Annotated in this window: 11 protein-coding genes and 1 pseudogene; 11 read left to right on the top strand and 1 reads right to left on the bottom strand. The window is 59.2% G+C overall.

From position 1 onward, the window contains the following. The 11 genes from QZW03_RS02155 to QZW03_RS02105 form a co-directional block, all read left to right on the top strand. Window positions 1-3,940: hemagglutinin repeat-containing protein (locus QZW03_RS02155; RefSeq protein ID WP_296507891.1), on the top strand; the 3,940-nt coding region annotated here is incomplete at its 5' end. 1 nt (window position 3,941) lies between these two features. Continuing rightward, window positions 3,942-4,184, top strand: a complete 243-nt coding sequence (locus QZW03_RS02150; protein WP_296507890.1) for a hypothetical protein — start codon at window positions 3,942-3,944, stop codon at window positions 4,182-4,184. A gap of 451 nt (window positions 4,185-4,635) precedes the next feature. Further along, entirely contained in the window at window positions 4,636-8,289 is a 3,654-nt protein-coding gene (locus tag QZW03_RS02145; RefSeq protein WP_296507889.1) for a hemagglutinin repeat-containing protein, read from the top strand. A gap of 14 nt (window positions 8,290-8,303) precedes the next feature. After that, complete coding sequence (locus QZW03_RS02140) at window positions 8,304-9,236, top strand: hypothetical protein (RefSeq protein ID WP_296507887.1); 933 nt, start codon at window positions 8,304-8,306, stop codon at window positions 9,234-9,236. Beyond that, window positions 9,209-11,125 (top strand): hemagglutinin repeat-containing protein, encoded by a 1,917-nt coding sequence (locus tag QZW03_RS02135; protein ID WP_296507885.1) that lies wholly within the window; start codon window positions 9,209-9,211, stop codon window positions 11,123-11,125. The genes QZW03_RS02140 and QZW03_RS02135 overlap by 28 nt, the downstream gene beginning before the upstream one ends. Before the next feature lie 46 nt (window positions 11,126-11,171). After that, complete coding sequence (locus tag QZW03_RS02130) at window positions 11,172-11,312, top strand: hypothetical protein (protein ID WP_157673055.1); 141 nt, start codon at window positions 11,172-11,174, stop codon at window positions 11,310-11,312. A 176-nt stretch (window positions 11,313-11,488) separates the two neighbouring features. Beyond that, window positions 11,489-13,867, top strand: coding sequence for a DNA polymerase II (locus tag QZW03_RS02125; protein ID WP_296508306.1), 2,379 nt, complete (start codon window positions 11,489-11,491; stop codon window positions 13,865-13,867). Between the two features lie 43 nt (window positions 13,868-13,910). Further along, window positions 13,911-14,516: a TetR/AcrR family transcriptional regulator gene (locus tag QZW03_RS02120; RefSeq protein ID WP_296507881.1), complete on the top strand. Its 606-nt coding sequence runs from the start codon at window positions 13,911-13,913 to the stop codon at window positions 14,514-14,516. Window positions 14,517-14,624: 108 nt separating this feature from the next. After that, entirely contained in the window at window positions 14,625-15,626 is a 1,002-nt protein-coding gene (locus QZW03_RS02115; RefSeq protein WP_296507879.1) for an NADP-dependent oxidoreductase, read from the top strand. Window positions 15,627-15,727: 101 nt separating this feature from the next. After that, window positions 15,728-16,432 (top strand): SDR family oxidoreductase, encoded by a 705-nt coding sequence (locus QZW03_RS02110; RefSeq protein ID WP_296507877.1) that lies wholly within the window; start codon window positions 15,728-15,730, stop codon window positions 16,430-16,432. A 47-nt stretch (window positions 16,433-16,479) separates the two neighbouring features. Continuing rightward, a complete protein-coding gene (locus QZW03_RS02105) occupies window positions 16,480-17,403 on the top strand; it encodes an alpha/beta hydrolase (RefSeq protein WP_296507874.1) in 924 nt (307 codons plus the stop codon). Window positions 17,404-17,595: 192 nt separating this feature from the next. On the opposite strand, the pseudogene QZW03_RS02100 reads toward QZW03_RS02105, so the two are convergent. Continuing rightward, a pseudogene (locus QZW03_RS02100) lies at window positions 17,596-17,808 on the bottom strand (NIPSNAP family protein); the annotation flags it as partial. Window positions 17,809-17,890 lie beyond the last annotated feature (82 nt).

Genomic DNA, 17,890 nt, shown 5'->3' with positions numbered 1-17,890 from the left:
CACGGGGGATGCCGGCACCCTGGTCGCCAGCGCCGGGCGCGACGTAGAACTCATGGGCGCCCTGGTGCAAAGCGCAGGCAGCACCCGCGTCAATGCTGCACGCAGCCTGAATCTGAGCACGGTGACTACGCGTGCCAGCATGGACGCCACCAAAGACGCCGACAACTACAACCGCAGCAGCAGTAGCCGAGAAGTAGGCACCACCCTGCAAAGCACCGGCAACACCACGCTCACTGCGGGCAACAACATCACCGCCCGCGCCGCCGACGTACAAGCCGCTGGCAACCTGAATGTGACGGCAGGCAACAACGTCGTCATCGAAGCTGGCCAAGCCACCAGCAGCGTGTCTTCTGCCAGCAAAACCAGCAACAGCGGCTTCCTGAGCAGCAGCACGCGCACCGAGCGCAGCAGCAAAAGCAGCACAGAGGCCATTGCCAGCAACTTTGGTGGCAACACTGTCACGGTGACCAGCGGCCAAGACCTAGGCGTCAAAGCCTCCAACGTGGTGGCCGACAAAGATGTCAAGCTGGCCGCAGCAGGCAACGTGCGCCTAGAAGCCGGCACCAACACCCAAAGCCAAAGCAGCTACAGCGCCATGAGCGAATCTGGCCTCATGAGCAGTGGCGGCCTGGACGTGAGCATAGGCAGCCGCGACCAAAGCACCGACCAGAAGAACACCCGCACGACAGCCGCCGCATCCACGGTGGGCAGCACGGGCGGCAACGTCAGCATTACCGCAGGCCAGACGTACACCCAGACGGGAAGTGATGTACTGGCCACCAGCACCACCACGGCGTCTGGATCGACAAGCACCGGCAACATAGCCATCACCGCCAAGAAGGTAGACATCGTCGAAGCCCGCGAAACCAGCAGCTCCGAGACCAAAACCGAATTCAAGCAAAGCGGTATCACCCTGGCCTTGAGCAACCCGGTGGTGAGTGCAGCGCAAACCATGCAAAAGATGGCCACGGCGGCAGACAACACCAAGAGTGACCGCATGAAAGCCCTGGCAGCCGCCAGCGCCGCCCTGGCCGCCAAGAGTGCTGCACCCGCAGTCAGCAAGCTCATGAATGGCCAAGCCAGCAGCGACGACATCTCCGTCAGCCTCAGCATAGGCAGCTCCAGCAGCGAGAGCAAATCGACCAGCACCAGCAACACCGCACGCGGCAGCAGCGTGAGCGCAGCAGGCAACACCACCATCAGCGCCACCGGGGACGGCACCAACAGGAACCTCACCATCCAGGGCAGCAGCGTCAGTGCAGGTGACACCACCACCCTCCAAGCCGACAACCAAGTCTTGCTCCTGGCTGCAGCCAACACCGCCACCCAGACCAGCGACCAAAAGTCCAGCTCCGCCAGCGTAGGCATCAGCCTGGGTCAGAACACCGGCGTCACCCTCTCTGCAAGCCAAGGCAGCGGCGACGGCAACGGCCAAGACCTGAGCTACACCAACACCCAAGTCCAGGGCGGCAAGACCGTCAACATCCAAAGCGGGGGCGACGCTACGCTCAAGGGGGCCGTCGTTAAAGCCGAAACGGTGAACGCTTCTGTGGGCGGCAAGCTCACCATTGAAAGCCTGCAAGACAGCAGCCGCTACAAAGAATCCAGCCAAAACGCCAGCGGCTCGGTCACCATCGGCCCCGGTGCAGGGGGCAACGTGAGCGTGGGTGCCACCAAGATCAACAGCGACTACCTGAGCGTGACCGAGCAAAGCGGTATCCAAACCGGCGACGGCGGCTTTAACGTCAAGGTGCAAGGCAACACCGACCTCAAGGGCGGCGCCATCGCCAGCACCCAAAAGGCGATTGACGACAACAAGAACAGCTTCCAGACCGCCAAGCTCAGCACCAGCGACCTGAACAACAGCGCCAGCTACCAAGCAGAGAGCTACCAGGTAAGCGTAGGCAGCAGTGGCGGCAGTGCGGGTGCAGGCCAAGACAGTGGCAGTGCCAGCAGCACCACCAAAGCTGCGATTAGCGGCATAGCAGGCAACCAGGCTGCAAGAACGGGGGATGCGGAGACGGGAATCAAGAAGATCTTTGATCAGACGGCGGTGAGCAAAGAGATTAATGCGCAGGTGGCGATTACGCAGGAGTTTGGCAAACAGGCCCCGAAAGCGGTAGCGGACTACGCACAGGCCAAGGCAGATGCACTGACCAAAGCAGGCGACAAAGAAGAAGCCAAGAAATGGATGGAGGGCGGCATCTACCGCGTCGCCCTGCACGCCACGTTGGGCGCACTGAAGGGAGGTACCAGTGGCGCGGCAGGGGCGGCCACCATCGCCGCTGCGGCACCGTTGATGGACCAGCTGCAAGGGCAGTTGGCGGCAAGCCTAGAGAAAACGGGTCTGAGCAAGGAAACAGCCGCAGGCATCAGCAAAACCATTGCGCAAACCACGGCGTTGGCCGCAGGCGCGGCAGTGGGTGGCGTACAGGGCGGCACTATGGCGCTGAATGTGGATGCTAATAATCGGCAGTTGCATCCGGATGAGCGCAGGCTCGCGGCACAACTGGCAGCCAAGAGCAAAGGCAAGTACACGGTCAAGCAAATTGAAGATGCTATGCGCAACAGTGGCAACGGCAACGGGGAAACCATCACCAAAGGTATGGTGGTCAGCGCCAATGACCCCACAGCAATCTACGACAAAGGCGCCCAATGGCAAAAAGGAGCGGATGGCAAGCTTGTTCAGGTACTTCCCAACGGCACCAACGTAGACCCGGCACTGGCTGCGTTTATTACCAGCAGCACAGGTGGCAGCCAGTCTGCCTACAGCTGGTACGACTATCAGCAGGGCAAAAACAGCCCGCTACCAACAAGCGCGGGGTCAACCGGGAACAAGCAGCGTTACGAACAAGTCGCAGCCAACGGCAAGGTCTACACCCTGCCGGTTGCCGACTGCCCCGCAGTCAGTTGCACTACTGACTCTGCGATCGCGCGCTATGGCGTGAGCGCAGAAAACGCAGCTACTATCGCCGCCTACGACGCGGCCAAGAAAAAAGAGATGGCCAAAGACGCCGTCACTGGTGGGCTGATCGTGGCCACCACCGTGGCCCTACCAGCCACAGCCATAGGCGCGGCCACCGGGGGCGCCATTGTGGGCGGAGGCAGCAGTGCAGCTAACCAGAGCATTGACGACAAGCCTATGGACGGCGCTGTGGTAGCCACCGAGACAGTCAAAGGCGCAGCATTGGGTGTGGCGAGCTATGGGGTCGTTAAAGGCTTGGGTGTTGCAGATGGTGTGCTGAGCAAGGCCTCGACCAAAGCCGATGATGCAGCGGTGCTGGAGGCGCAGGCAGTGCCTAAGCAGAGGGTGGAGAACAACATTAATGCGGAAAATGATTTACTTTCTACCAACTTAAACAGGAGTCCATTTAGAGGGCAGCCCTCTGAAATTTCAAATCCTCAGGTTCTTGCTTCAATAATGGAGCGGGGAAATGTTGAGTTAAAGCCCGGCGTTAGTTCCAGCGATGTTTTTCAAAATGTCTTGCAAAAACCAATTGGGCAACGGGCCGATCCATCAACTTACTTGAGTGCTGAATATATTCAGAAAAATCTTACTCAATACACGGATGGAGCTTCTCGAATAATGCTAGACACTTCTTACCATAAATATGGGGTAGGGCAAACGGATGGCACTTCATTTATTATGCCGAAATCAGAGGTCGATTTCATTATGAAGAGCACAAACGGCGACCCAGTAGCAATTGCTAGATATTTGGGTATACCAGAAGCGCAACTACAAGGTGCATCCCTGATAAGGATTGATATTTCTAATCCGTCACAAGCCGGGTTAAGAATTCCGTCTGGTAATGAGGCCGGAGCTAACCCGCAATGGATACCAGGCGGAAAATTGCCGAATGGAACTTCTGAGGCAGTGATAGATGCAACCAAGGTTACTCCGGAAATGCTAAAAACAACTGTTATCAAGAAAGGAAACTGAAATGCTCCGCTTCGTAGATCATTTTGTATCAAGAGAATTGCAGTTTAGCGCTGGAATCGACAGTGAAACGGGCAAACATTTCATCTCTTTTATGCAACCAACCATGAATAGACAAAGCGACTATGAAGTATATTTTTTTATCCCGGAAAATCTATTGGAAATCGCCACAAAGAGTCCAGCCTCTTTAAATGATTATGTAAATGAATGCCGCAATGGACTTCATAAAATCAATGAGATAAATTAAGTTTGATCAGCAAATCAAAGCAGTGCAAACATGGGCTACATCAAGATCAGCGGCGAAAAGATGCAAGTTTATGTACAGACGGACTCGAGTACTAATTCCAAAGGCATTGCAAACAATATCCAAATTTAGCGAGGTGTACAGAATGTTCCTGTAGGCCCAAAGTAACCGCAGTCACTGCGCTAAACCTCCGTTTGTGCGGCTACCGCTGCGGCCTCAGGCCTTGCGCCCTTCGGGTTTACCAAACCCCCGTTATGTCTTGCGCCCCTTGCCCTGCGCGTGTGGCCCATTGCTCACTGCGTGTAGCAACACGCCGCACACATGGCTACTGCAGCCAAGAAAGGTTGTGGTTCCGCAATAACGAGTAGTCTGAGTTAAAAATTGCCATTTGCGCCCATCAATATTGCGCAAGCAGCTATCAAAAATGCAGCAAAGGCGCTAGCCTAGTCCCAGCGTGACGCAAAAGCGCCTTGGCGACATCGTCTGGCTGGTGCAGCAAGAAGTCACGCTGAAAGACGGAAGCAAGCAAAAAGTGCTGGTACCCCAGGTCTATGCCATGGTGCGCAGTGGCGACTTGAGCGCCAACGGCGCCCTGCTCTCTGGCAATGTGGTCAACCTCAACACGACGGGCGACATCCGCAACAGCCACGCCAGCATCCAAGGGCGTGAACTGGTGAACCTGAATGCTGACAATGTGCGCAACCTAGCAGGCCGCATAGAGGGCAAAGCGGTCGCGCTCACCGCCACCCAAGACATCGAGAACACGGGCGGTGCTGTCATTGGGCAGCAAGGCCTCTTGGCCAACGCTGGGCGCGACATCTTGGTACAAACCACCACGGTAGACAGTATCAGCAGCCAAGCTGCGTCACCTTCGAAGGCACCGGCAACAACACCAGCGGCCAGTGCTAGCCTGATTGGCGGTAGTGCCAGCACCGGCCTGCAAACCCACTCCACCGACATCAGCCGCGTAGCGGGCCTGTACGCCACGGGGGATGCCGGCACCCTGGTCGCCAGCGCCGGGCGCGACGTAGAACTCATGGGCGCCCTGGTGCAAAGCGCAGGCAGCACCCGCGTCAATGCTGCACGCAGCCTGAATCTGAGCACGGTGACTACGCGTGCCAGCATGGACGCCACCAAAGACGCCGACAACTACAACCGCAGCAGCAGTAGCCGAGAAGTAGGCACCACCCTGCAAAGCACCGGCAACACCACGCTCACTGCGGGCAACAACATCACCGCCCGCGCCGCCGACGTACAAGCCGCTGGCAACCTGAATGTGACGGCAGGCAACAACGTCGTCATCGAAGCTGGCCAAGCCACCAGCAGCGTGTCTTCTGCCAGCAAAACCAGCAACAGCGGCTTCCTGAGCAGCAGCACGCGCACCGAGCGCAGCAGCAAAAGCAGCACAGAGGCCATTGCCAGCAACTTTGGTGGCAACACTGTCACGGTGACCAGCGGCCAAGACCTAGGCGTCAAAGCCTCCAACGTGGTGGCCGACAAAGATGTCAAGCTGGCCGCAGCAGGCAACGTGCGCCTAGAAGCCGGCACCAACACCCAAAGCCAAAGCAGCTACAGCGCCATGAGCGAATCTGGCCTCATGAGCAGTGGCGGCCTGGACGTGAGCATAGGCAGCCGCGACCAAAGCACCGACCAGAAGAACACCCGCACGACAGCCGCCGCATCCACGGTGGGCAGCACGGGCGGCAACGTCAGCATTACCGCAGGCCAGACGTACACCCAGACGGGAAGTGATGTACTGGCCACCAGCACCACCACGGCGTCTGGATCGACAAGCACCGGCAACATAGCCATCACCGCCAAGAAGGTAGACATCGTCGAAGCCCGCGAAACCAGCAGCTCCGAGACCAAAACCGAATTCAAGCAAAGCGGTATCACCCTGGCCTTGAGCAACCCGGTGGTGAGTGCAGCGCAAACCATGCAAAAGATGGCCACGGCGGCAGACAACACCAAGAGTGACCGCATGAAAGCCCTGGCTGCAGGAAGTGCGGCTTTGGCCGGCTATGGCGCATACACCGCCGTCGATAACGGACGATCGCTCAAAGATGCCACAGCGGTAGACAAGGCCGGTGGTGTCAGCATCAACGTGAGCATAGGCTCCAGCAGCAGCGAGAGTAGCACCAGCATCAGCAGCGACACTGCACGCGGCAGTACGACTGTTGCAGCTGGTGACGTCAACATAACCGCAAAGGGTGCGGGCAAAGATTCCAACTTGCTGGTACAGGGAAGCATAGTGTCGGCAGGAAACACCGCGAACCTGCGTGCAGACAACCAGGTACAGCTGCTGGCTGCGGCCAACACCAGCACCCAAACCAGCAGCAACAGTAGCTCCAATGCCAGCGTCGGCGTGGGTTTCAGCACTGGCTCTAAAAGCGGCATTACCATCAATGCCAGTGTCGGCAAGAGCCAAGGCAGTGGAAACGGCCAGGACATCACCTACACCAACACCCAGATCAACGCTGGCGGGCAAGCCAACATTACCAGCGGGGGCGACACCGCCCTTCAAGGGGCGGTCGTAGCAGCCCAAACTGTCAAGGCCGATGTGGGTGGCAATCTGTCCATTGAAACCCTGCAAGACAAAAGCACCTACAGCGAAAGCAGTAGCAGCAGTGGCGCAGGGGTGAGCGTGTGCGTACCCCCCCTGTGCTACGGAACTAGCAGCGCCAATATTAGTGCCAGTAACACAGACATCAACAGCAACTACCAAAGCGCCAACGAACAGACGGGCATTAAGGCAGGTGATGGCGGCTTTCAGGTCAGCGTGCGGGGCAATACTGACCTCAAGGGTGGCGTGATAGCCAGCAGTGACCAAGCGATAACGGACAATAAGAACAGCCTGAGTACCGGCACGCTCACTACGAGTGACTTGAACAATGAAGCCAGCGCGTCCGCTACGACCAGCGGTTTCAGCCTCAGTACGGATATGTTGTCTCAAGGCAAGTATGGTGCTGCCAAAGGTGTGTTAACCAACCTTGTGGACAACGCCAGTCAATCGGGTAGCAGCACCGGTCAAACCAAAGCCGCCATCAGCGCAGGCACTGTTCGCATCACCGATGATGCTGCGCAAGCCCAGCTAACTGGCAACACCGGAGCGCAGACCATCGCCAGTCTGAATCGCGACACCCAAAATGCCAATACGGTGGCGCAACGCCAAGACGTACAGGCCATGAAACAGACCGTGGAGGCAGAGCGGGCGATCAAGAATGAGGCGTTCAAGCAACTCACCACACTGACCGATGAAGCGTACCGGGTCATGTTCAAAGAGGTACCCAAGTTTTACAAGGTAACGTGTCCCGCCAATACAAACTGCACCACAAATCCCGAAAAAGCAACCGTACAACTGGTGGACAAAGACACTCAAACTGAACTGGCCAATGCACCCAGTGGGGCCGTTCTGGCTGTGAACGGCATTGACAATCCATTGGAACGCGCTGGTCAACTGGCGATGCAGAATGCGGAGCTTGTTAGAGATGCAAATGGCGTTGAAGCTAAGCCCACAACGATCTACCTCATGCACTACGTACCCGCCAATAATGGATTGAGTGAACTCATGATTGCAGCCTATGAAAAAAGCCTTGCCTCCACGTTTGGCTACTCCAACCAGGATGAAGCCTATGCCGCAGCCATCCAAGCGCGGGGGCAGCTAGAGACCACCAGCCTGGGGCACAGCCGTGGCACCATCGTGCAGACGAATGCCAACAACATGCTTGGCGAGCAGAACTTCACCAATCCCAACTTGAGTGTGCGCGGTGTGGGTGGGGCGGTAACAGGGGAGACATATACCGCCGCGGCGCTCAAAGTTGCTGCCAATCCCGACAAAGAGGACAAAAATATCACGTTTACATACTTTTCCAATGACCCGGTGCCAGTAGTAGCGGGTGGCAATCCAGGAGTGATCAGCTTGGCGGAGTTTTGGAAAGTTCTGAGTACCTCCAACAGTGCACACAGTTGCTACGGAACCGGGGCTGTTGGTTGCGCCCAAGTGGAAGTATTGTCTCCGAAAGCACCGGAAGGGGCACATCAGAGCAACAGCAACTTGATTCGGTATGAGGGGGGCAAACGTATCGACAACTCTGCCATGGCCCGCTGACTGAGACTGACAATATGAAAACACCTATTTGGGGCCTTGTCATTGCGACAACTTTGCTGACGGGTTGTGTCAGCAACTTTGTTCGCAACAATGACGAAAGGTATATGCAGCCTGGTGCTCTCGACCCGAACCTGAGCGGCTATTACGACGTTTACAACGTGTCTTTGCTGAACAAGTATCGAATTCGATACGAGTGGCCATTGCCTGCAAGGGCTTGCAAATATGGTTCCATGTCGACTTTAGGAAAGGAGCAGGACCGATATACAGGCGAGATTTTTTGGGTCAATCCAATCTTTGAAGAAGCCGGAAAAACTTTGCAAGAGTCATCTACGGGGGAACCTCGAAATTTTGATTCCTTCGTACGCAGCATCAAAGTACAGCGACCAGTCTATGAAACAGTGAACGGTGTGCGCGGTATTGTTCGTTATGAGGAGAACGAAGAAGGCTTGCAACCGATTTGCTTTGAGGCTTGGGTGGGCAGTAGTCATGCCGTGACAATTTTTCTATATCAGCGTACTGTCGGTCAGTGGCAGGAAGCATTAGCGAAATGGAGTAGGGGCGCCTACCTTGGCAAGGACGCAACGCAGGGTATTGATACTGTCATGGGCAACAAGTGGCATGTCTACCGATTGCCATTGAAACCGCGCGAGATGAACCGCGTTGCGGGGGCCTATGAACTCCGCATATCGCCCATTGGGGACACCGGATACACCTTCGCAATGGAATTTGGCGCCACTGTGGAGTCACTCGATAACCCCCAAGCACACGCCGCCTTCCAAGCCATGTTCAAACGTCTAATTGAGTCGGTCAAAATCGAACCACTGACCCCCGCCATAGAAGCAGATATGGAACAACTCAAAGCCAAAGCATTTGAAGTCACTCGCAAGAATTGCTTACGTATGAAAAATCCATCTGGGTATTGCAAGAAGTACCTCGCACCCTCATAAATGCCAGCGTCACCCGGCCCCAGGTCTACGCCGTCGCCCGCAGCGGCGACCTGGCCGCCAACGGCGCCTTGCTGGGGGGTGATGGGAACAGTGTCATCTCGGGCAACCAGGTCAACATCACCACCACCGGCGACATTACCAACAGCAGCGCCACCATTCAAGGCCGCGAACTCGTGAGCCTCAACGCCACCAACGTACGCAACCTGGCGGGACGCATCGAAGGCAAAGCGGTGGCCCTGAACGCCACGCAAGATATTGAAAACATCGGCGGCGCCGTCATCGCCCAGCAAAGCCTGAACGCTACTGCCGGGCGCGACATCTTGGTGCAGACCACCACGCTGGAGAGCCGCAGCGCAGCGCCCGCCCAGGCCAGCGCACCCGCACCAACCCCCGGCAGCCTGCTGGGCACCGTGGCAGGCGGCGCCAGTGCTGGCACCAGCGGCAACTTGCAAACCCGCTCCACCGACATCAGCCGGGTGGCGGGCCTGTACGTCACGGGAGATGCAGGCACCCTGATCGCCAGCGCCGGGCGCGACGTAGAACTCATGGGCGCCCTGGTGCAAAGCGCAGGCAGCACCAGCGTCACTGCTGCACGCAACCTGGGCCTGAGCACCGTCACCACCAGCGCCAGCATGGACGCCACCCGTGACAGCGACAACTACAACCGCACCAGCCGCAGCGCAGAAGTCGGCAGCAAACTGCAAAGCGCTGGTAGCACCAGCCTTACTGCTGGCCAAAACATCACCGCACGGGCCGCCGACGTACAGGCCCAAACCAGCCTCAATGTTGCAGCCGGTAGCAACGTCACCATCGAAGCGGGGGTTGCTACCAGCTCCATTGCGTCCGCGAGCAAGACCAGCAACAGCGGCTTTATGAGCAGCAGCTCGCGCACCGAGCGCAGCAGCAAAAGCAGCACAGAGACAATAGCCAGCAACTTCGGTGGCAACACTGTCACGGTGACCAGCGGCCAGGACATTGGCGTCAAAGCCTCTAACGTGGTGGCCGACAAAGATGTCAAGCTGGCCGCAGCAGGCAACGTGCGCATAGAAGCTGGCACCAACACCCAAAGTCAAAGCAGCTACAGCGCCATGAGCGAATCCGGCCTCATGAGCAGCGGCGGGCTGGACGTGAGCATAGGCAGCCGCGACCAAAGCACCAACCAAAAGAACACCCGCACGACAGCCGCCGCATCCACGGTGGGCAGCACAGGGGGCAACGTCAGTATTACCGCCGGCAAGACGTATATCCAGACGGGCAGTGATGTTGTGGTGCCCGCAGGCGACGTCACCATCACGGCCCAAAAGGTAGACATCACTTCTGCCGCGCAAAACAGCCTGAGCCAGACCGACACCGAATTCAAGCAAAGCGGCTTGACGCTGAGCATCAGCAACCCGGTGCTTTCTGCGGTCCAAACCATCAACAGCATGGGCAAAGCCATCGAGAAGGCCAAAGACGGACGCATGCAAGCCCTGGCCTTGGCCAGCGCCGGGGCAGCGGGCTACAACGCGGCTGACGCCGTGCAAAAAGGCCAAGGCAGCACGGTTGACGGCAAAGCCAACCAGCTGCCCGTGCTGGATGACAAGGGCCAAGTCACCGGCTACCGCGACGCCACCACTGCCGACAAAATGGGCGGCATCAGCATCAACCTCAGCCTGGGAGCTAGCAGCAGCTCCAGCCACAGCACCAGCCAAGCCACCACCCAGCGCGGCTCCAGCGTGGCCGCCGGGGGCGATGTGACCACCAAAGCCGAGGGTGTCCCGATTTTCAGTGACCCAGTGCGATACATTCGAAACGTTGACTCCGTGCGGGTTAGCGACCTGTGGAGGCTGAGCAAACCAAAGCATGAATCTGGGGCAAATTCGCATCGGCGCCAGCAGCTAAAGAACTGACCCCGGTTCGCCTAGTGCCAGCTGCCGCTCCGTTAGCATCGCAGCCATGAAAACCAGTTTTATCTTTATCGCCATTCTGGTGTGCAGCGTTGCGGGCACACTCACTAGCAACCGCGCTGTCAAAACCGGCATGCTTGTCGTGTGTGGTGCCCTGTCGCTTTACGGGATGCTGCGGTTTCTGGGTTGAGTAGCCGCGCTCACCCTGCGTATGAGTAAGCCTATCCAACATCTATGCATTTCACCCGGCGGCCATGCTCACCGCCTGGCCCGGTGGCACAGGCGCCTACCCGGCGATGTGACGCCTTGCCCGAGCACACCTCCGCCAGCGCTGTCGCTGCTGCCACCGCTGCGTCTGCCGTGCCCTTGAGCCCGGTGCTGCAGGGTTTCATACTCACCCGCAACTGGCGCGACACCCCGGCCGGCACCGAGCTGGAGTACTGGCTGGCCACCGACACAGGGCCTTTGAAAGTGCTGCTGACTGCGCAAATCTCGGTGGCCTTTGTGCAGGCGCAGCACCGTGCCGCCGTAGAGGCGCAGGTGAAGGCCCTGCCCGGCGTGGAGCTGCGGGAGCTGGAGCTCAAAACTTTTGCGCAAAGCCCGGTGCTGGGCATCTACGCAAAGCAGTTCCGCCAGATCGGCCAACTGGCGCGCGCCCTGCAGCCGCACGGCATTGCGCTCCTGGAGGCCGATGTGCGCCCGCACGACCGTTACCTGATGGAGCGCTTCATCACCGCCGGGGTGCAGGTGGAAGGCGGGCGCGCAGAGCAGGGCGCTCGGGTGGACTGCAAGCTCAAGCCCGCGCCCGACTACCGGCCGGTGCTGAAGGTGGTGTCTTTGGACATTGAGACCAGCGAAAACGAGGAGCTGTATTCCATCGCGCTGGATGGCATGGCCGAGCGCGTGGTTTACATGCTAGGCGAGCCGCCGCCGGTGGCTGCAGAGCCTGCGCAGGACGTGGACTTTGCCCTCATCTACTGCGCCACCCGCAAACACATGGTCGAATGCCTGAACGACTGGTTCGCCCGCAACGACCCCGACGTCATCACCGGTTGGAGCGTGATTCAGTTTGACCTGCGGGTGCTGCAAAAAACCGCAGACGCCTGTGGCGTGCCGCTGCAGCTGGGCCGCGAGCGCCAGCCCATCAAATGGCGCACCCACCCTGGCAAGCAGGGCTATCTGTTTGCGCCCATGCAGGGCCGCATCGTCATCGACGGCATCGAGGCACTGCGGGCAGCGGCCTGGAGCTTCTCCTCGTTCAGCCTGGAGAACGTGTCGCAAGCGTTGCTGGGCGAGGGCAAAGCCATTGGCGACGCCTACGACAAGATGGCCGAGATCAACCGGCGCTACCGGGACGACAAGCCTGCGCTGGCGGTCTACAACATCCGCGATTGCGAGCTGGTGCTGCGCATTCTTGAAAAAACAAAGCTGCTGCAGTTTGTGCTGGAGCGGGCGCACACCAATGGCCTGCAGGCCGACCACTGGGGTGGCTCGATTGCCGCATTCAGCCACCACTACCTGCCGCGCATGCACCGGCTGGGTTATGTGGCACCCAATGTGGGCGAGATCCAGTCCAAGGCCTACCCCGGCGGCTATGTGATGGACTCGCGGCCCGGCTTCTACGACTCGGTGGTGGTGCTGGACTACAAGAGCCTGTACCCGTCCATCATCCGCACTTACTTGGTGGACCCTGTGGGCTTTGCCGAAGGCCAGGCGACCCCCGACCCGGCGCTGCTGGTGCGGGGGCCAGAGGGCACCGTGTTTGACCGCCACAAACACTGCCTGCCCGAAATCGTGACCACGCTCTCACTGGCGCGGGACGAGGCCAAGCGGGTGAAGAACGAGCCCTTGTCGCAAACGCTCAAGCTGCTCATGAACTCCTTCGCCGGGGTGCTGGGTGCTACCGAATGCCGCTTCTTCAACCCCAAGCTGGTGTCGGCGGTGACCCTGCGCGGCCACGAGATCGTGAAGCGCACGCAGGCCTTTGTGGAGGCGCGTGGCTACCAGGCAATTTATGGCGACACCGACTCCATCTTCATCTGGCTCAAGCAGCCCCATAGCACCGCCGACGCCCACGCCGTGGCGCGGGAGCTGGTGCGCGACATCAACGCGTGGTGGACGCAGACGCTGATGGACGAGCAGGGGCTGCAGAGCTACCTGGAGATTGAGCTCGACACCCACTACCAAAAGTTCTTCATGCCCACCATTCGCGGCTCAGACGTGGGCAGCAAAAAGCGCTACGCCGGTTTGAGCGTGGACGCCAGCGGCAAAGAGGAAATGATCTACCGCGGCCTGGAAATGGCCCGCAGCGACTGGACGCTTTTGGCGCGCCAGTTTCAAGAAGGCCTGCTCTCGCGCATCTTTCACGAGCAGCCCTACCGCGAGTTTGTGGCCAACTATGTGCAGGCCACGCTGGCCGGTGACAAAGACGACCTGCTCATCTACCGCAAGCGTCTGCGCCACCGCCTGGATGACTACCAGGTCAACGTGCCGCCCCAAGTGCGCGCCGCTCGCATGGCCGACGCCTACAACGTGCGCGTGGGCCGCCCCATGCAGTACCAAAATGGAGGCTGGATTGAATATGTGATGACCCTGAGCGGCCCCGAGCCCCTGGAGGCCCGCCAGTCGCGCATTGACTACCAGCACTACCTGAGCAAACAGCTGATGCCGATTGCGGACGCGATTCTGCAGCCCATGGGGCAAAGCTTTGCGGGGCTCACCTCCCGGCAGCCGGGTTTGTTTTAGGGGGGCATCAAATAGACACTTGCACCGGTGGGTAAGTTTTAGTATGATACGCATCATGCGAAAAACATCTGCCAATATCCGCTCCGCCACCAAAGAAGCCTCTCACGAGCGCATCGTGGATGCGGCGGCGCGCGCTATCCGGCGCAGTGGGTACAACGGCACGGGTGTGGCCGACATCATGAAAGAGGCCGGGCTCACGCACGGCGCTTTCTACGCTCACTTTGAGTCCCGCGAGGCCATGCTGGCCGAGGCGGCAGACCGTGCGGGTGCCGAGTCCAACGCCCTGGCCGCCAGCGTGACGGCCAGCGTGCCCCCCGAGCAAGCCTTGCAGGCGCTGATGCAGGTGTACCTCTCCAAAGAGCACCTGGCGGCTATTGAAACCGGCTGCCCCATTTCGGCCCTGGGTTCTGAGATGCCCCGCCAATCGACCGAAGTGCGCAGTGCTGCTACGCGCCGCATTAAAGAGATGATTGACCTGGTTGCCCGCCAAATGCCCGACTGGGGCCAGCCCGGCGCGCACGAACGTGCGCTGGTGGCCGTGGCCACCATGGTGGGCACACTGACCTTGGCCCGTGCGGTGAATGACTCCGCTTTGTCCGATGCGTTTTGTGCGGCCGCCCTCAAGCAATTGACCCCCGCGAAAGTTTGATGCCTATCCAAGCCGCTTTTTTTGGCTCATAAATATGATGATCGTCATGCCAATTTGAATGACACGCCCAGCCACTCCAACCCATTACCTTTGAAAAGAAACAACACCATGCAAGCCCTCGTTCTCAAGCGCTATGGCAAATCCCCACAGATCGATTTCGCCGATATCGCACGCCCCGGCATCCAGCCCGACGAGCTGCTGGTGCGGGTGCATGCCGTGGGCCTGAACCCGATCGACAACAAGATCCCGCTGGGAACATTCAAACCCGTCGTCAAGCTCAGCCTGCCCGCCACGATGGGCAGCGACCTGGCAGGTGTGGTGGTGGAGGTCGGCAATCGAGTGACTCGCTTCAAGGTGGGCGATGCTGTGTTTGCCAACATCTTCGATCTGGACCGAGGATCACTTGCAGAGTTCGCGGCGGTGCCGGAGAGTGCGGCAGCGCACAAGCCAGAGAACCTGGACTTCGTGCAGGCCGCCTCGATTCCCATGGTGGCCCTCACGTCCTGGCAAGCATTCAAAGAGCGCATGCGCCTGAAGCCAGGCCAGAAGATCTTCATACCAGCGGGTGCCGGGGGCATTGGCACCTTCGCTATTCAACTCGCCAAGCACCTGGGTGCCAAAGTTGGCACCACCACCAGCACCGGCAACGTGGCCTTGGTGCGCGGCCTGGGGGCCGATGAGGTGGTCGACTACAAGCAGCAGGAGTTCGAGAGAGTGTTGCGTGGCTACGATGCCGTGCTGGGCACCTTGCTGGGCGACAGCATCGAAAAATCTCTGCAAATTTTGAATCCCAAGGCCACCATTGTTTCCTTGGTTGGCCCTTTGGATGCCGCTTTCGCAAAGGCACGCAAACTGAACTTCCTGCTGGAGTTTGTTTTCAGTCTGATGAGCCTCAAGATCAAGCACCTGGCCAAAAAGAACGATGTGGAATATTCATTCCTCTTCGCGCGTCCCGATGGCCATCAGCTCACCGAGATCGCTGGCCTGCTGCAGGCGGGCAGCATCCGCCCCGTCATCGACAAGGTGTACCCCTTCGAGCAGGCCAAACAGGCCCTGGCCTATCTGGATGAAGGCCGCGCCAAAGGCAAAGTCGTCGTGCAACTGCGCTGAGCGTCGGGCGGGTGCGGGGCGCAACGCGGCCCCGGGTCTCGCTACGCCTTTTCATATGACAACCATCATCCCAAACCATTTTTAACCCCCTGGAGCTCCCCATGAAAATTGAAAATTCTGTCGTCCTCGTCACCGGTGCCAACCGCGGTATCGGCCTCGCATTTGCCCGTGCATTGCTGGCTCGTGGCGCACGCAAGGTGTACGCCGCTGCGCGCAATCCATCCACAGTGACGCTACCCGGTGTGCAGGCTTTGCAGCTGGATGTGACCAAGCCTGAAGAAATCGCCGCAGCGGTAAAGCAAGCAGGCGATGTCACCCTGGTCATCAACAACGCCGGCATTGCCCAGCCCGGTGGCTTTTTGGTGCCCGATAGCGAAGCGGTTTCCCGCCGCTTGTTCGAGACCAATTTCTTTGGCATGCTGAACATGAGCACGGCCTTTGCGCCCGTGCTCAAAGCCAACGGTGGCGGCGCGTTGCTGAATGTGTTGTCCGTGGCCTCGTGGGTCAACGGTGGTGAGCTGGCCGCCTATTCGGCCAGCAAATCGGCCGCCTGGTCGCTCACCAACTCGCTACGCCACGAACTGGCCGCGCAACAGACTCAGGTGCTGGGCCTGCACATGGCCTATGTCGATACCGACCTGACCCGTGGTTTTGAAGTCCCCAAGACCAGCGCAGAAGACATCGTGCAACGTGCGCTGGACGGTCTGGAAGCCGGTGCGGATGAAGTGCTGGCCGATGCGCTGACCGAGCAAGTCCGCCAAGGCCTGACTGCGCCGCGCCCCGTCTATTTGCCCCAACAGATTTGATGACTCACAGGCAGACCAAAGCCGCGCTGAATAAGGAGACCACCACCATGCGACATTTACTCAAAACCGCCATGCTCGGCGCCGCCTTGGTCGCCACATTGACGACCGTCAGCGCCAGGGCCGCAGACCTTGCGGACTCGTGGAGCACCGTGCCCACACAAACCATCACCGCCAACGGCGTGGACTACGCCTACCGCGAACTGGGCAAAAGCAACGGCGGCACGCCGGTCGTGCTGCTGGTGCACCTGGCCGCCGTGCTGGACAACTGGGACCCCCGTGTGGTGGAAGGACTTGCCGCCAAGCACCACGTCGTCACGTTCGACAACCGTGGCATTGGTGCCTCCAGCGGCGCCCCAGCCAACAGCGTGGAGCAAATGGCTGACGATGCCACGGCCTTTGTTCAGGCCATGGGATTCAAGCAGGTGGACCTCTTGGGTTTCTCGTTGGGCGGAATGGTTGCGCAAGAGATGGTGCTCAAGCAGCCGCAACTGGTGCGCAAAATGATCCTGGCCGGCACGGGCCCTGCGGGCGGGGAGGGCATCAGCACCGTGGGGTGGGTAACCTTTTACGACATGTTCCGGGGCTTGCTGACGGGGCAGGACGCCAAGCAGTTCTTGTTCTTCACACGCACCCCCAATGGCATTGCGGCAGGTAAAGCGTTTCTGGAGCGCCTGAAAGAGCGTACCGAGCACCGCGACAAAGAGATCACGGTAAGTGCCTTCCTGGCGCAGCTGCGCGCCCTGCGCGACTGGGGCACCAAGCCGCCTGCCGACCTGTCGGTCATCACCCAACCGGTGCTGGTGGTCAACGGCGATGACGACCGCATGGTGCCCACCAAGCCCAATACCTACGACCTGGCACGGCGGCTGCCCAATAGCCAGCTCATCATCTACCCCGATGCAGGGCACGGCGGCGCGTTCCAGTTTCACGAAGATTTTGTGCTGAAGTCATTGGCGTTCTTGCAGCCTTAGCAACAGCGGCGGGTAGTCGCGCGGGCTCAGTGACACAGGATTGCTATCAAAAGAGGAGCTGCTTGCGTAATATCTACGAGGGATAGAGGCCGATTTGACTAAAATATACGAGTGGCAGCCCTACTGCATGCAGTACGCCGCCAGCGCCTTGGACAGCTGCCCCGCCAGGTGCCATTAGCAGCAGCTGGCAAAGCGCAGGCGCTCGGGGTAGGCCTCGTACGCTGCCAAGCTGGGAAAGGAGATCCGCCCCCAGGCCTCGTAGTTGCTGCCTTCGTGCGGCACAAAGTAGCCCAGCAAATGCCCACCCGGGCGGGGAATGATGCGTGCCCAGCTCTCTGCGTAGGTGGTGAACTGGTCTTTTGGGAACGGGTCGATTTCGTAGCGGATGAAGCAGGTGATTGGCATGGGGACTCCTATTGCGTGGTGATACAAAGGAGTTTGGGGGAGGAAATTTGGGGATGCTTTGGCGGGTGACGAAATGAGGTTT

Origin of the sequence: Rhodoferax sp. (genome assembly GCF_013297935.1) — a bacterium.
In the GTDB taxonomy this organism is placed as follows: Bacteria; Pseudomonadota; Gammaproteobacteria; order Burkholderiales; family Burkholderiaceae_C; genus Allorhodoferax.
The sequence above is the reverse complement of the archived record's forward strand: the minus strand, read 5'-3'. Positions and strand labels throughout refer to the sequence as shown.

Excerpts from the sequence above, each read along its gene's own strand:
- QZW03_RS02150 (WP_296507890.1), top strand. The coding sequence starts at position 3,942 with ATGCTCCGCTTCGTAGATCATTTTGTATCAAGAGAATTGCAGTTTAGC.
- QZW03_RS02140 (WP_296507887.1), top strand. The coding sequence starts at position 8,304 with ATGAAAACACCTATTTGGGGCCTTGTCATTGCGACAACTTTGCTGACG.
- QZW03_RS02130 (WP_157673055.1), top strand. The coding sequence starts at position 11,172 with ATGAAAACCAGTTTTATCTTTATCGCCATTCTGGTGTGCAGCGTTGCG.
- QZW03_RS02120 (WP_296507881.1), top strand. The coding sequence starts at position 13,911 with ATGATACGCATCATGCGAAAAACATCTGCCAATATCCGCTCCGCCACC.
- QZW03_RS02115 (WP_296507879.1), top strand. The coding sequence starts at position 14,625 with ATGCAAGCCCTCGTTCTCAAGCGCTATGGCAAATCCCCACAGATCGAT.
- QZW03_RS02110 (WP_296507877.1), top strand. The coding sequence starts at position 15,728 with ATGAAAATTGAAAATTCTGTCGTCCTCGTCACCGGTGCCAACCGCGGT.
- QZW03_RS02105 (WP_296507874.1), top strand. The coding sequence starts at position 16,480 with ATGCGACATTTACTCAAAACCGCCATGCTCGGCGCCGCCTTGGTCGCC.